This window comes from Bradyrhizobium sp. CCBAU 53415 (assembly GCF_028128735.1).
GTDB lineage: Bacteria > Pseudomonadota > Alphaproteobacteria > Rhizobiales > Xanthobacteraceae > Bradyrhizobium.
The window spans coordinates 225,307-239,977 of the sequence record NZ_LBJF01000026.1; the positions used below are offsets into that span (position 1 = coordinate 225,307).

Below are 14,671 nucleotides of genomic sequence, written 5' to 3' on the forward strand. Positions count from 1 at the left end.
TGGTAGCGCGGACTTCAAGCATTTTCAGCCCGCCAAAAGCTCAGATTCGCGACTTCGGCGCAACGCCTCGTCAATCATGCGTGCCAAGGTCTTGTCAATCATGAGCAGCGGTGACGGTGGGTTAACCAGCCTTTTTAAGCGGTTTCGGAAAGGGGCGCGCTAAGGTCCTCGCATCGACCGGGAACATAATCCCGGCGGGGAGAACTGAAGCCGTGAGGCGTCAAACAGCAACATGCGGGGTCGCTCCCGCCGGGTCGAGCCGCTCCTTGCGGCTCGACCCTCTTTCCCTTCCGGTCCGCTTCGATGCGCATGATCCGCGCGCCGACGGACATGTCAGGCAGATCGAGCTTCATCGCGAGCGTGTCGTGCTGCGCCGTGCCGTCCGCGGCATGCAGATGGCGATCAACGTGCGGGTCAGCGACTTCACCGGCGTCGCCCTGCGCGGCAATGACGAAGCGCAGACGCTCGTCCTCGTGCATCGCGATCCCTCGTTGTCCATTCCGCTGCTGGTCGGCGCCGGTGCCGACGAGATCGCGCAAGCCTGGGCGATCTGGAGCGAGCTCTTCGCGCTGCCGCAGCTCGACGAAGCCGCCCGCAAGCCTGCGCCGCGCCGGCGCCGCGCCAACGCGATCCGCGCCCGCCGACCGAAATTCCTGATGCGCCGGCGCGTTGCGATGACGCGCGAACTCACCGTTCATAAGGGCGAGCGCGAGATCATCGCGCGGAATTAAAGGTGCCGTAGGGTGGGTTAGTCTTACTGCGTCATAGCCGAAGGCGTAACCCACCTCTTATATTTCCGCGGCAACAGAAGTGGTGGATTACGCTTCGCTAATCCACCCTACAAGACCTACGCGGCTCGCATCACCGCGTCGACCAGCAATCCCGCAAACAGCAGCAGGCCAGCATCGCGGTTCGACTTGAACAGGCGCAGGCAGAGCTCGGGATTGTCGATCCTCAAGCGCACGATCTGCAAGGCCAGATGCACGGCGAAGGCCACGAGCCCGAGCCAGGCCGGCCAGCGCGCATCGCCGGAGGCCAGCGCGATGCCAATCGGCATCACCGCGAGCCCGTAGAACAGGATCAGCGCCTGATGCGTGTGCGCGCCGAACAGGCGTGCGGTCGACTTGATGCCGATCAGCGCGTCGTCCTCGGCGTCCTGATGCGCATAGATCGTGTCATAGCCGATCACCCAGGAAATCGCGCCTGCATAGAGCACGAGCGCGGTGAGATCGATGCGTCCGAACGTGACGGCAAATCCCATCAAGGCGCCCCAGGAGAAAGCAAGTCCGAGCACGATCTGCGGCCACCAGGTGATGCGCTTCATGAAGGGATAGATCGCGACGATCAAAAGCGAGGCGATGCCAGTCGCAATCGCGAAGCGGTTGAATTGCAGGAGCACCAGGAGGCCGATCAGCGCCTGCGCGACCATGAAGGCCAGCGCCTGCTTCGTGGTCACCTGCCCCGACGGCAACGGCCGCGAGCGCGTGCGCTCGACCTTGTCGTCGAGGTCGCGGTCGGTGATGTCATTCCAGGTGCAGCCCGCCCCGCGCATCACGAAGGCGCCGATGAAGAACAGCACGATGGTGAGCGGCAGTCCGCGGACGTCATGCGCCATGCCGCTCGCGAGCGCCGCCGACCACCAGCATGGCATCAACAGCAGCCACGAGCCGATCGGACGGTCGAAGCGGGACAAGCGCAGGTAAGGCCGCGCCCAATGCGGCGCGAGCGTATCGACCCAGTTGCCGGTGGAATCGGCAACGCGGGCGGACGTGCTAGTGCCCAGTTTTCGAAGTTCGTATTCCATCGCGGCGTATTCCGGTACGAACTTCGAAAACTACAAGCGCACTAGCCAGAAAATTACAATTCACGTGCCGCTTATCGATTTGAAGTTCCTATGAGGATCTCGCGGCGAGCACCGTAGGAACTTCAAATCGGCGGCACGAGTATCATCGGGTCAGGACGTTGCCGTTGAGCGTATCGAAGGTGCTGCCGCCCTTCCTGCCAGCATTGGCTTCCGGCGCCGAACCCGAGCCCAGGACCTCGCTCAGCGAGGGGCCAGCCGGACGCGCCTGTTGCTGCTGCATCTGCTGCGCCACCATGCAGACCTTCTTATGCATCGCCTCGGTGTTCTTGTGGCCATCCTTCATCTGCGCGCCGACCTGCGCCGGAATCCCGCATTTGGCTGCGTGGGACTCGATGTACTTGATCATCTTCACTTCGGCCTGGCTGAAGTTGCCGATCAGCTTGCAGGCCTCGTCCGGCGGCGCATGGCGGTCGCTCGCGGCCTTGATCAGCTTGCCGCGCTTTTCGGCTTCCTCGCGCAGAGGAATGAAGGCCTTCATGCAGTCCTCGCCGGGACCGGCTTGCGTCGGCGGTGCCGCGCTGAACGCGCCGGCACCTCCGAGTGGCGCGGCGCCGTTCACGGGAAAGGACGATTGCGGCGCCGTGCCGACGGAGGCGACGGGCGCCGAGCCGTTCACGGGCGGAAAGGCGGAGCTGGTCGCTGCCTGGCCGGGCAGCGGCGCCGGGAAGGCGCTTTGGGCGTAGGCGCCCGCGGCACCCATGGTGACCATGGCGGCAGTGATCGGAACCATCAGATGACGGATCATGAAGGCAGTCTCTCCGGCAGGAGCTTACGGGATTCGGCGTCTTCCCATTTGAAGCGCAATCAGCGTGTTCGCGTTTTTACGATTCCCGCCGGCCCTTAACAACCCGTGGAATTGGGCAGGAGCGCGGCGCTGGGACGCATCAATTCGGCGATATTTACCCCCAAAAGTACCGGTTTCGGTTAAGAACGGCGGCAAATCGGACCCTTGAACGATGCCCTCCCACGATTTTCGCGCTCCCCGGCTGTTCGTAGACTCCCCCCTCGTGCAGGACGCCAGGGTGCCGCTCGACCGCGACCAGAGCAATTATCTCGGCAATGTGCTGCGGCTTGCCGCCGGGGCCGAGGTGCTGGCCTTCAACGGCCGGGACGGCGAGTGGCAGGCGGCCATCGAAGGCCGCAAGAGGCCGGATAGCCTCGTGATCCTCCAGCAGACGCGGCCCCAGGACCGGCTACCCAACCTCACTTACGTCTTCGCGCCGCTCAAGCATGCCCGGCTGGATTACATGGTGCAGAAGGCCATCGAGATGGGCGCCGCCGCCCTGCAGCCGGTCCTGACCCGCTTCACCCAGGCCTCCCGGGTCAATACCGAGCGGATGCGCGCCAATGTCGTCGAGGCGGCCGAGCAATGCGGCATCCTCAGCCTCGCCACCGTTGTCGAGCCGATACCGCTGGAACGGTACCTCAGCCAGCGCGCGGCGAGCCGGTTGCTGATCTTCTGCGACGAGGCGGCGGAGGTCCAAAACCCCGTTCAGAGCCTGCAAGGCGCCCGCGAGGCCGGCCAAGGCATTGACGTGCTGATCGGCCCCGAGGGCGGTTTCGCCGAGGAAGAGCGAGCGCTGCTGCTGCGGCAGCCCAAAATCCTGCGGCTGGCGCTCGGCCCGCGGATCATGCGGGCCGATACGGCCGCAGTGGCGGCGCTGGCGCTGGTGCAGGCGGTGCTGGGCGATTGGGGCGGCAAGACTGGCTAGTTTCCGTCGGCGATGCAGTCGCACCAGGCCGTCATGCCCAGGCTTGTCCCGCCTGCGGGGCAAACCAGGGCGAGCCCGGCGAAGACGATGAGCGATGCATTGCCCGTCGTTAAGCGATTGATCCTTTGGAGGTCGAAACCGTTTTCGGGCCATGCTAAGGGCTGCGGCAATCCCCTTGCCCTGCCCGGTTCCGCCGGGACGATGGACCCCTGTGATGACCGCGACTGCCACCTCAAATGCTGCCGGCTCCGCCGCCTGGGCGGATACGCTGCTCTTGTCGTTCGCGCAGGCGGGCTATGTCAGGGCCGAGCCCGCTATCCTGCAATCGGCCGAGCCGTTCCTCGACCTCTCGGGCGAGGACATCCGCAAGAGCCTTTATCTGACCACAGACCTGTCCGGCGAGGAGCTCTGCCTGCGCCCGGACCTGACGATTCCCGTCGCCCGCGACTATCTCGCCTCGAGCCGCGCCGGTCAGCCGGCCGGGTTCAGCTATCTCGGCCCGGTGTTCCGCTACCGCAGCGGCCAGGCCAGCGAATTCCTGCAGGCCGGCATCGAATCGTTCGGCCGCCAGGACCGCGCCGCGGCCGACGCCGAGATGCTGGCGCTGGCGCTGGAGGCGACCGGCGCCTTCGGCGTGGGCGACGTCGAGATCCGCACCGGCGACGTCGCGCTGTTCAACGCTCTGCTCGATGCCCTCAACCTGTATCCGGTCTGGCGCCGCCGCCTGGTCAAGGATTTCAACCGCAAGATCAGCCTGGAGCAGGATCTGGAGCGACTGGCAGCCGCGACCACCGCGACACGCAGCGAATATGAGGGCGTGCTGGCCGCCCTCGCCGGCTCCGACCGCAAGGCGGCGCTCGCCTTCGTCACCGATTTGATGTCGATCGCGGGCACCACCAATGTCGGCGGGCGTACCACGGCCGAGATCGCCGATCGCTTCCTCGAACAATCTACGCTGAAGGGCGGCGCGCTGCCGCGCGAGGCGATTGCCGTGCTCAAGCGCTTCCTGACGATCTCGGGCAACCCCGACGACGCCATCGCCGAGTTGCGCGCACTCACGACCGACGCGAAGCTCGATCTCGCCAAGGCGATCGATCAGTTCGAGAGCCGGGTCGGCTTCATGGCGGCGCGCGGCATCGACGTGAAGCAGACGCGCTTCTCCACCGCCTTCGGACGCGGCCTCGATTATTACACCGGCTTCGAATTCGAGCTGCATCACCGCGGCAACGGCGCCGAGCCGCTGGTCGCCGGCGGCCGCTATGACGGGCTGATGACCCAGCTCGGATCGGCCGAGCCGATCCCCGCGGTGGGCTTCTCGGTCTGGGTGGATGCGCTGACGAAGATCGGCCGCAAGGTGGGAGCTTAAGCCATGAGCGCGCCATTCGTTCTGGCCGTTCCCTCCAAGGGCCGCCTGCAGGAGAACGCCGAGGCCTTCTTCGCCCGCGCCGGGCTCAAGCTGTCGAAGGCCGGCGGCGCCCGCGACTACCGGGGCACCATCGCAGGGCTGGACAATGTCGAGGTCGCCTATCTCTCGGCGAGCGAGATCGCATCGCAACTGTCGCGCGGCTTCGCGCATCTTGGCGTCACCGGCGAGGACCTGGTGCGCGAGAACATCGCCGATGCCGACAAGCGCGTCTCGCTGATCGAAGGCCTCGGCTTCGGCTATGCCGACGTCGTGGTCGCGGTGCCGCAGGCCTGGATCGACGTCCGCACCATGGCCGACCTCGACGACGTCACCACCGGCTTCCGCGAGCAGCATCACATGCGGATGCGGGTCGCTACCAAGTTCGTCAACCTCACCCGCGCGTTCTTCCAGACCCACGGCATCACCGATTACCGCATCGTCGAAAGCGCAGGCGCGACCGAAGGCGCGCCGGCGGCCGGCAGCGCCGAGCTGATCGTCGATATTACCACCACGGGCGCGACGCTCGCCGCCAACGGCTTGCGCGTGCTCGACGACGGCGTGATCCTGCGCAGCCAGGCCAATCTCGTGGCGTCGAAAGATGCCGACTGGTCGCCGCAGGCGCGGGAGACCGCGCGCGTCATCCTCGACCACATCGCAGCGAGGGCGCGGGCCAACAAATACCGCGAGGTCCGCACCCGCTTCCGACAGTGCGACGCCGCCCTGCTCGGCGAAGCCCACAGCCGGTACGGCGTCGAGGCCCCGTTCGGCGGACCGACCTCGTCAGGCATGCTGACGTTGCACTGCCCACCGGGGCAGCTCTACGCGCTGGCGAGCTTCCTGCGCGAGCATGGCGCCGAGACCGTTTCCGTGGTTTCGCTCGACTACGTGTTCGACCGGGAGAACCCGCTGTTCGCCAGGCTGGAGGCGTTCCTGCGGCGGTGAGTCCCAGGTCGGTTCGGCTTTTCCGTTCAGCTTTGCGACAGTAACCGGCAGCTACCATATGCTGTTGAGGATGACCTTGAACGCCTCTGGGACCTTGATCGATGACGCTGGGCTCTGACGTTTCCGGCATGACGACGACGGCAGCCACCGCTGCCGCGAAGGGACTGTCGATAGTCGTCCCCGTCTACAACGAGGCGGCCGGCCTCGCCGCCCTGCATCACCGCATCTGCGATCTCGCGAGGACGCTGCGGCAGCGCTATCGGCTGTCTTGCGAGGTCGTCTACGTCGACGACGGCAGCAAGGATGCGACGCTGTCGATCGCCCGGTCGCTGCCGGCCGACGCGCTCGACGTCCAGGTGGTGTCGCTGTCGCGCAATTTCGGCAAGGAGGCGGCGCTGATGGCCGGCCTCGACCACGCAAGGCTCGGCGCCGTCATGTTCATGGACGGCGACGGCCAGCATCCGCCGGCCCTGATCGAACAGCTGGTGCGGCACTGGATCGACGACGGCTATGACGTCGTCTACACCGCGAAAGCGCATCGCGACAACGAGACCTTCCTGCGCCGCGTCGCCGTGCACGGCTTCTACGCGCTGATCAATTGGGGCGCACGCCAGAAAATCCCCGAGGACGCCGGTGACTTCCGCCTGCTGTCGCCGCGCGCGGTCGCTGCGCTCAGGCAATTGCCCGAGCGCAACCGCTTCTTCAAGGGCCTCGCCAGTTGGATCGGATTCCGCCAGATCCGCGTCGACTACGAGCCTGCGGCGCGCGCCCATGGCGTCACCACCTTCAACGCCGCAAGCCTGCTTGGCCTCTCGATCGAGGGCCTGACCTCGTTTTCGGTTGCGCCCTTGCGCTTCGCCAGCCTGCTCGGCGTCATTCTCGCCGGAGGTGCCTTCCTGTTCGGCCTTTCGATCCTCTGGGAGGTGTTCACGACCGGCAAGCAGGTGCCCGGCTATCCCTCGCTCGTGATCGGCCTGATGACCATCGGCGGCGTACAGCTCATCATGATCGGCATCGTCGGCGAGTATATCGGCAAGATCCTCTCCGAGCTGAAGGCGCGTCCGATCTACTTCGTCGCCGAGCACAGCGAAAGGCATTTCGAGGCCGACAAGGCCGACGACGTCTCCAAGAGGACGGCGGCCGAATGAGCGCGGCGGCAAGGCCGCGGCGGATCTGGCTCTGCGCCGACGATTACGGCATCAGCCCGGGCGTCAACCGCGCCATCCGCGACCTGATCGAACGCGGCCGCCTCAACGCCACCTCGGTGATGATGGTGGGTGCAGCGATCGCGCGCAGCGAGATCGAGGCGCTTCAGTCCGCGGCGAAGACGAGCCCGCGCTGCACGATCGGATTGCACGTGACGCTGTCGGCGCCGTTCCGGCCGCTCACCATGCATTTCCGCCCGCTCGACGGCGACATGTTCATGCCGTTTCCGAAGCTGCTGCGCGCGGGCGTTTTGCGGCGACTCGACCGCGAATTCTTCCGCGCCGAGGTGAAAGCGCAACTCGTGGCCTTTGCAGACGCCTTCGGTCGCGTGCCTGATTTCGTCGACGGCCATCAGCATGTGCAGCTCTACCCGCAGGTGCGCGACGGCTTCGTCGATGCGGTCGTTGAAACTGCGCCAAGCGCCTGGGTCCGCCAGGGCGGCCGCGACCTGCCGCTCAGGCAACGGCTGGCGTCACCAAAAGCCATGGTGCTCGACAGTCTCAGCGCGCAATTCCGCCGCCGCGCCGGCAGCGCCGGCCTCGGCTTCAACCCCGGCTTCGCCGGCGCCTATGATTTCGCGCGCGACGCCGATTTCGGCGCGCTGATGCGACATTTCCTGGAAGGCCTTCCCGACGGCGGCCTCGTGATGTGCCATCCCGGCTTCGTCGATGACGTTCTCGCCGGCCTCGACCCGATGACCGATGTGCGTGAGCGGGAGCACGCCTATCTCGCCAGCGACGCCTTTGCGCGCCTGCTGACCGCCAGCAACGTGACGCTGGAATGAAACCGGCGAGAAGCGGGCCAGGAGGCAGCTTGTCGCATACGGAAATTTAATACGGCCGGCACTGTTGGGGCCACAATGGAACCCTACATCTGCCTCGCGCTTGTTTTGCGCGAGGGAGATTGATCATGACGCCGCAAGAACGCCAGCTCGTCGATGAGCTTTTCGACCGGCTTTCGAAACTCGAAAATGCACCGCGCGATCCGGACGCGACCGCCGCGATCTCCGACGGACTGCGCAAGGCCCCCGGCGCCGTCTATGCGCTGGTGCAGACCACGCTGTTGCAGGACGAAGCGCTGAAGCGCGCCCATAATCGCATCCAGGAGCTGGAAGCCGCCCAAGCGCCCCAGTCCGCCCAGTCCGGCGGCTTCCTCGACACCATGCGCGACTCGCTGTTCGGCGGGAGCCCCTCCCGTGGCTCGGTTCCAAACGTCCCGCCGCGCGACTCGCGGCCGGTGTGGAATAGCGGCCAGGCGATGCAGCAGACGCAGCCGGGCTACGGCCAGCCATATGGACAGGCTTACGGCCAGGGTCCGGGACAAGGTTATGGTGCCCCACCGGTGGGCGGTGGCGGCGGCTCGTTCCTCGGCACGGCGGCCGCGGCCGCGGCCGGCGTCGTCGGCGGTTCACTGCTGCTCTCCAGCATCCGCGGCATGATGGGCGGCGGATCGCATCAGGCTTTCGGCGACACCACCATCATCGAGGAGCGCGGCGGCGGTGGAAGCCCTTGGGGCGGTAGCGACCAGTCCGGTGGCTCGCTCGCGCGTGATGCCGGCCTCAACGACATCGGCTCGAACCGGGACTCCCGCCAGGGCTTCTTCGACCAGGCCTCGAACGATGACCGTAGCAACAACGATCAGAACTACGACAACGATCACGACGACAACATGGACATGGCCGACGACAGCGATTTCGATGGCGGAGACGACGGCGGCAGCGACTACGCCTGAGCAGTTCGCCCGGCAAATGCGGAACGGCCGCCTCCAGGCGGCCGGTTTCTTTCAAGGTATAGCTCAAGCACCTTCTGTGCCGCCGCACGCAGGCGGCTCTTCGATATAATATGACTAATGCGCGCGGTTATTGGACAGCACTGAGCGAGCGTTGCCGGACGCGCCTGACTTCACCACGAAAAGCGAAATCGCCCTCGGACACACGCGACCGTAGACTCCCGGATTTCCAAATTTGGACATAGGTGTTCAACTGGAAGAACACGTTGCTCGTGCCACACAACGTGGCTGCCTCTCTTGGCTAGAGTCGGGGGTTTCGAGAATGAGTCCACTTCAGGAGCGCATTGCAACCTTGAGCGACGTGACAACACATCTGATCACCGAATTGTACGAGTTGGAGGGACTGCACGAGCGCCTCAGGAAGGCAGAGCTGTCGGCGCGGCGGTTGAACCGCTCCGCTCACCCGCCGCATTCGGCTTCATCAACTCGTCGTCGCTGCTCCGCCCCGCGTCTCGGGTCGAGGCGGCACCGTCAGCGAGCATAGACCACCTTGGCAGGCATTCGCCGGAGGCACGCAACGCCTTCGATGTCGCGCATCCCGAGCCGGCGCGGCGCGCGGGGCTGATGGCTCCGTCGAGCGCATGAGTCACATCACCACGACCTTGGTGCCGACATTGACGCGGCCGTAGAGATCGATGACGTCCTCGTTGCGCATGCGGATGCACCCCGAGGAGACGTTGGTGCCGATCGTCCAGGGCTCGTTGGAGCCGTGGATGCGGTAGAGCGTCGAGCCGAGATACATCGCGCGGGCGCCGAGAGGATTTTCCGGACCGCCTTCCATGTGCCGGGGCAGATCGGGCCGGCGCGCGAGCATTTCGGCGGGCGGCGTCCAGTCCGGCCATTCGCGCTTGGCGGTGATCGACTTCACGCCGGACCAGGTGAAGCCGGGACGCCCCACGCCGATGCCGTAGCGCATCGCCCGGCCGTTACCCTCGACGAGATAGAGGAACTTGTTCGGGGTATCGACCACGATCGTACCGGGACTTTCCTTGCCGCTATAGTCAACGAGTTGTTTCTCGAATTTCGGATCGAACAGACGCTGCCGCGGATCGACCGCCTCCTGCTGGAGCGCGTCTTGCTGATATCCCCCCTGCATCTGCGGCTCGCCCATCGGCGGCAGGCGGCGCTGATCGTAATAGGCCGGCTGCTGCTGATACACCGGCTGCTGCGGCGCGTAAGCCGGACCGCGGCCGGGACCATCCCCGAACAGGAACTCGATGAAGCCCCCACCCATGTTCGAATTGGAGGCGACCGGCACCGGCGCCGGCGGCACCTGCGGGGCGTAGAGCACCGCGGGCGGATCGTTCGGAATGCTGTTGTCGAAGGCGCTGGCATCGTTCGCGCCGGCAATGAAGGTGCAAGCGCTGCCGAGCAGCGCGACAGACATTTTCTTGAACATCGACGTACTCTGTACTGTTTCGTCTAGATCACATGCGCCGCGGAAGCTGCCTGGCTGATCGGAGCCCGCGACGTGGTCAATAAAGAGCAAAAGCCGTTTTGTTTGGTAAACGTATCGGGCGCTTGGATTCACCACGTCGCGAGCGGCGGCGCTATTTGGCGATCAGCGTTTATTTTCCATGAACGCCGTGCGTCCATGGTTAATCGCCTCTTTGCGCGGCGTCGCGCGCGGCCGCCCGGCAGTTCCCGCTGTGAACTTCGTGTTAAATCGCTTCTGCCTACAAAGACGCGTGAATGAGGTGGGGGGAGTATCCTGATGGCTGTTCACCGCAAACGTTTTCGTGTCGAGGATATCGTCGGTGGCGAGATGCCCATTCTAGACATAACTGAAGAGGCACCCCCGATGCATAGCGAGATCATGGCTGAGCTGCGCGCGATCCGCGCACAGATGGCGAAGGGCGCGGCCCCGCTGTCCGGAAGCGCAGCCATGGCGGCGATCGACGCCTCGACGGCCCACGAGCTTGCCGAGGCGCGTACCATGCTCGAGACCTACCGGGCCCAGATCGAGCAGTGCGAGAAGCTGAAGGTGGAGCTCGACCTCATCCACGACGCCATCGATCGCACCAAGCGCGAGATCGCGACGCTGCACGGCAAGAGCTTCGACGGCGGCGAAATGGCCAAGGTCAATGGCGAGCTCGGCGCGGTGGTCGGCGGCACCGAGCAGGCGACCCAGCAAATCCTCGAAGCCGCGGAATCGATCGACCAGGCCGCCAGCGCGATGTCCAAGGTGGACTCGGCCGATCAGCAGAAGCGGCTCGCCGACGACATCCAGGAACGCGTCATCTCGATCTTCGAAGCCTGCAACTTCCAGGACCTCACCGGCCAGCGCATCAGCAAGGTCATGACCACGATGAAGTTCATCGAGCAGCACATCAATGCGATGATGGACATCTGGGGCGGCGTCGACGCGATCAAGGCCCATGTGCCGGCGCAGGTCGACAGCCGCAGCGAGGACGAGAAGCTCCTCAACGGCCCGAAGCTCGCCGGCGACGTCGGCCACGCCTCGCAGGACGACATCGACGCGCTGTTCGACTGAGCACGGCGCGAGATAGAGAAAAACAAAACGCCGGCGAGAGCCGGCGTTTTTTGTTTTGCGGGTTTGCCTCGTACGGTCATTCCAGGGCGATGCGTCAGCATCGAGCCCGGAAGCTCGAGGTTCCGGGTTCGGTCCTGTGGACCGCCCCGGAACGGCAATCAGAGCATCACGCCCGCGGCGCGCAGCGGACGTAGACCATGTTGCCGTAGCGGGTGGCGGCGTCCTTGTCGATGAAGCGGGTGATCAGCACACGTCCGTCGAACGAGACGATCTCGCGATCCTGCTCGCCAGGGGTCGGTCCCGCCGGTCCGATGTAGTTCTTGCCGCTCGGCGAGCCCTTCAGCCTTAGTTCCTGCGGCGTCGCCTGGTCGGCCAGATGCATGATCACGCCGCCGGAGGAGCCTGCGGTGATCACATAAGGGTTCTTGCACTGCGCCCGGGCGGCAGCCTCGGTGCGGGCGCGATCGGCCGGGTTCTGGAACGAGGCTAGACCCCAGCGGCCGACGATCTCGTCGGGGCGGATGGTGGCGGGCATTTCCGGAGCCGTGCCCGGTTCGGCCTCGGGCGGAGGCGAGGACGACGAGAAGGACGGCAGGCTCATGCCGCCGCCGCAGGCGCCCAGCAACAGCGCCAGACAAGAGGCGGCCGCCAGATTGGCCACCGTGCGCGCGTGAGCTGAACTGATCATGGCATTCCCCCGAACAAGACCATGGCCGCACCCCTCCCGCAGCCAAGCGCAAAACCGCTGCCGGAGCAATGACGTCCTTTGATACGCCGGCGCCCCGAACAAGTTTCCAATGCCACCATCCTATATCCGCCTCAACAATCGCTTAACCACCTTTGCTTGACAGGATCGCGGCCAACCCATATTCCCGGACCCACTATTAGCACTCGGAAAGCCCGATTGCTAAGCGCGCCTTTCCATCCTCTGAGAGAGGATGGACAGAAACGCCGCCCCACCGACTTCCACTACTTCCAAAGCGAGCCTCCAAAGGGAAACGTCATGGCTAAATCCAAATTTCGTCCGCTGCATGACCGTGTCGTGGTCAAACGTATCGACGCCGAGGAAAAGACCAAGGGCGGCATCATCATTCCCGACACCGCCAAGGAAAAGCCGTCGCAGGGCGAGGTGGTCGCCGTCGGCCCCGGCGGCCGCGACGAGACCGGCAAGCTGATCCCGATCGACCTCAAGGTCGGCGACCGCGTGCTGTTCGGCAAGTGGTCGGGCACCGAGGTCAAGATCGACAATGAAGAGCTCCTGATCATGAAGGAGTCGGACATCATGGGCGTGCTGGCCTAAGGCCATCTGCCTGAACAGCCGCTGAATGCTCCATCGTCATGCCTGGGCTTGACCATCACTTTTCGCAAGATGATGGCTTGCCGGGCCTACGCCCCGCCGAAGCGGCTACAGCCGCGCTGGCGGGTCAGGCCCGGCAATGACGAAGAGAAGCGGCACACACAGCACGAACAAGACACACATCACCAAACACGAGGGATTGCAGAAATGGCTGCCAAAGACGTCAAGTTTTCCGGAGACGCACGCGATCGCATGCTGCGCGGCGTCGACGTTCTCGCCAACGCCGTCAAGGTGACGCTCGGCCCGAAGGGCCGCAACGTCGTCATCGAGAAGTCGTTCGGCGCGCCCCGCATCACCAAGGACGGCGTCACCGTCGCCAAGGAGATCGAGCTCGAGGACAAGTTCGAGAACATGGGCGCCCAGATGGTGCGTGAGGTCGCCTCCAAGACCAACGACCTCGCTGGCGACGGCACCACCACCGCGACCGTGCTGGCCCAGGCCATCGTGCGCGAAGGCGCCAAGGCGGTTGCCGCCGGCATGAACCCGATGGACCTCAAGCGCGGCATCGACACCGCGGTCGCCGCGGTCATCAAGGACATCGAGAAGCGCGCCAAGCCGGTCGCCGCCTCCTCCGAGGTCGCCCAGGTCGGCACCATCTCGGCCAATGGCGATGCCGCGATCGGCAAGATGATCGCACAGGCGATGCAGAAGGTCGGCAACGAGGGCGTCATCACCGTCGAGGAGAACAAGTCGCTCGACACCGAGGTGGATATCGTCGAGGGCATGAAGTTCGACCGCGGCTATCTCAGCCCCTACTTCGTCACCAACGCCGAAAAGATGACCGCCGAGCTCGAGGACGCCTACATCCTCCTGCACGAGAAGAAGCTCTCGGGCCTGCAGGCCATGCTGCCGGTGCTGGAAGCCGTGGTGCAGTCGGGCAAGCCGCTCGTCATCATCGCCGAGGACGTCGAGGGCGAGGCGCTGGCCACCCTGGTCGTCAACCGCCTGCGTGGCGGCCTCAAGGTCGCCGCCGTCAAGGCGCCGGGCTTCGGTGACCGCCGCAAGGCCATGCTGGAGGACATCGCGATCCTCACCGGCGGCCAGCTCATCTCCGAGGAACTCGGCATCAAGCTCGAGAACGTCACGGTGAAGATGCTGGGACGCGCGGGCAAGGTGGTGATCGACAAAGAGAACACGACGATCGTCAAGGGCGCCGGCAAGAAGCCCGACATCGAGGCGCGCGTCGGCCAGATCAAGGCCCAGATCGAGGAGACCACCTCGGACTACGACCGCGAGAAGCTCCAGGAGCGCCTCGCCAAGCTCGCCGGCGGCGTTGCGGTGATCCGCGTCGGCGGCGCCACCGAGATCGAGGTCAAGGAGAAGAAGGACCGCGTCGAGGACGCGCTCAACGCCACCCGCGCCGCGGTGCAGGAAGGCATCGTCCCCGGCGGCGGCGTCGCGCTGCTCCGCGCCAAGAAGGCGGTGGGCCGTCTCACCAACGCCAATGACGACGTCCAGGCCGGCATCAACATCGTGCTGAAGGCACTGGAAGCCCCGATCCGCCAGATCTCCGAGAACGCGGGCGTGGAAGGCTCGATCGTCGTCGGCAAGATCCTGGAGAACAAGTCCGAGACCTTCGGCTTCGACGCCCAGAACGAGGACTATGTCGACATGGTCGAGAAGGGCATCATCGATCCCGCCAAGGTGGTGCGCACCGCGCTCCAGGACGCCTCCTCCGTGGCGGGCCTGCTGGTGACCACCGAAGCCATGGTCGCCGAGCTGCCGAAGAAGGAAGCTCCGCCGGCCATGCCGGCCGGCGGCGGCATGGGCGGCTTCTAAGCTCCGTTCCATTGCTGTATTGCGAAGGCCGCCTCCAGGCGGCCTTCTTTTTTTGCCGACCTGCCGCTCCGCTTTCCAATTCAACCGGCAGCCAAAAACCACTACGGTTGGCGCCGATTCTAAT

General features: G+C 65.2%; 14 protein-coding genes. 10 read left to right on the forward strand and 4 right to left on the reverse strand.

Annotated elements, in window-relative coordinates:
• Window positions 1–212 precede the first annotated feature (212 nt).
• Complete coding sequence (locus XH87_RS25120) at window positions 213–731, forward strand: DUF6101 family protein (protein WP_271589309.1); 519 nt, start codon at window positions 213–215, stop codon at window positions 729–731.
• A gap of 116 nt (window positions 732–847) precedes the next feature.
• Here XH87_RS25120 and ubiA read toward each other — a convergent pair whose 3' ends face one another.
• A complete protein-coding gene (gene ubiA / locus XH87_RS25125; RefSeq protein WP_271589310.1) occupies window positions 848–1,804 on the reverse strand; it encodes a 4-hydroxybenzoate octaprenyltransferase in 957 nt (318 codons plus the stop codon).
• Window positions 1,805–1,946: 142 nt separating this feature from the next.
• Window positions 1,947–2,609, reverse strand: coding sequence for a hypothetical protein (locus XH87_RS25130; protein WP_158668669.1), 663 nt, complete (start codon window positions 2,607–2,609; stop codon window positions 1,947–1,949).
• A 211-nt stretch (window positions 2,610–2,820) separates the two neighbouring features.
• Here XH87_RS25130 and XH87_RS25135 point away from each other — a divergent pair, with 211 nt between their 5' ends.
• The 6 genes from XH87_RS25135 (at window position 2,821) to XH87_RS25160 (ending at window position 8,860) form a co-directional block, all read left to right on the forward strand.
• Window positions 2,821–3,576 (forward strand): 16S rRNA (uracil(1498)-N(3))-methyltransferase, encoded by a 756-nt coding sequence (locus XH87_RS25135; protein WP_271589311.1) that lies wholly within the window; start codon window positions 2,821–2,823, stop codon window positions 3,574–3,576.
• Window positions 3,577–3,790: 214 nt separating this feature from the next.
• Window positions 3,791–4,942 (forward strand): ATP phosphoribosyltransferase regulatory subunit, encoded by a 1,152-nt coding sequence (locus XH87_RS25140; RefSeq protein WP_271589312.1) that lies wholly within the window; start codon window positions 3,791–3,793, stop codon window positions 4,940–4,942.
• A 3-nt stretch (window positions 4,943–4,945) separates the two neighbouring features.
• Window positions 4,946–5,923: an ATP phosphoribosyltransferase gene (gene hisG / locus XH87_RS25145; protein WP_158668667.1), complete on the forward strand. Its 978-nt coding sequence runs from the start codon at window positions 4,946–4,948 to the stop codon at window positions 5,921–5,923.
• A gap of 101 nt (window positions 5,924–6,024) precedes the next feature.
• A complete protein-coding gene (locus XH87_RS25150; RefSeq protein WP_271589313.1) occupies window positions 6,025–7,071 on the forward strand; it encodes a glycosyltransferase family 2 protein in 1,047 nt (348 codons plus the stop codon).
• Window positions 7,068–7,913 (forward strand): ChbG/HpnK family deacetylase, encoded by an 846-nt coding sequence (locus XH87_RS25155; RefSeq protein WP_271589314.1) that lies wholly within the window; start codon window positions 7,068–7,070, stop codon window positions 7,911–7,913. The genes XH87_RS25150 and XH87_RS25155 overlap by 4 nt, the downstream gene beginning before the upstream one ends.
• Window positions 7,914–8,038: 125 nt before the next feature.
• On the forward strand, window positions 8,039–8,860 hold the full coding sequence (locus XH87_RS25160; RefSeq protein WP_271589315.1) for a DUF2076 domain-containing protein: 822 nt from the start codon (window positions 8,039–8,041) through the stop codon (window positions 8,858–8,860).
• A gap of 643 nt (window positions 8,861–9,503) precedes the next feature.
• On the opposite strand, the gene XH87_RS25165 is transcribed toward XH87_RS25160, so the two are convergent.
• Window positions 9,504–10,316 carry a L,D-transpeptidase gene (locus XH87_RS25165; RefSeq protein ID WP_271589316.1) on the reverse strand — a complete coding sequence of 271 codons (813 nt, stop codon included), beginning with the start codon at window positions 10,314–10,316 and terminating at the stop codon, window positions 9,504–9,506.
• Between the two features lie 315 nt (window positions 10,317–10,631).
• Between XH87_RS25165 and XH87_RS25170 the strand changes: the two genes are divergently transcribed.
• Complete coding sequence (locus XH87_RS25170; protein WP_035716671.1) at window positions 10,632–11,411, forward strand: protein phosphatase CheZ; 780 nt, start codon at window positions 10,632–10,634, stop codon at window positions 11,409–11,411.
• Between the two features lie 166 nt (window positions 11,412–11,577).
• Here the strand turns inward: XH87_RS25170 and XH87_RS25175 are convergent, their stop codons facing one another.
• Window positions 11,578–12,099: a hypothetical protein gene (locus XH87_RS25175; protein WP_199762938.1), complete on the reverse strand. Its 522-nt coding sequence runs from the start codon at window positions 12,097–12,099 to the stop codon at window positions 11,578–11,580.
• Window positions 12,100–12,414: 315 nt separating this feature from the next.
• On the opposite strand from XH87_RS25175, the gene XH87_RS25180 reads away from it, so the two are divergent.
• Window positions 12,415–12,711 carry a co-chaperone GroES gene (locus XH87_RS25180; RefSeq protein WP_025033779.1) on the forward strand — a complete coding sequence of 99 codons (297 nt, stop codon included), beginning with the start codon at window positions 12,415–12,417 and terminating at the stop codon, window positions 12,709–12,711.
• Between the two features lie 204 nt (window positions 12,712–12,915).
• Window positions 12,916–14,547, forward strand: a complete 1,632-nt coding sequence (gene groL, locus XH87_RS25185; protein ID WP_035712608.1) for a chaperonin GroEL — start codon at window positions 12,916–12,918, stop codon at window positions 14,545–14,547.
• Window positions 14,548–14,671: the final 124 nt, after the last annotated feature.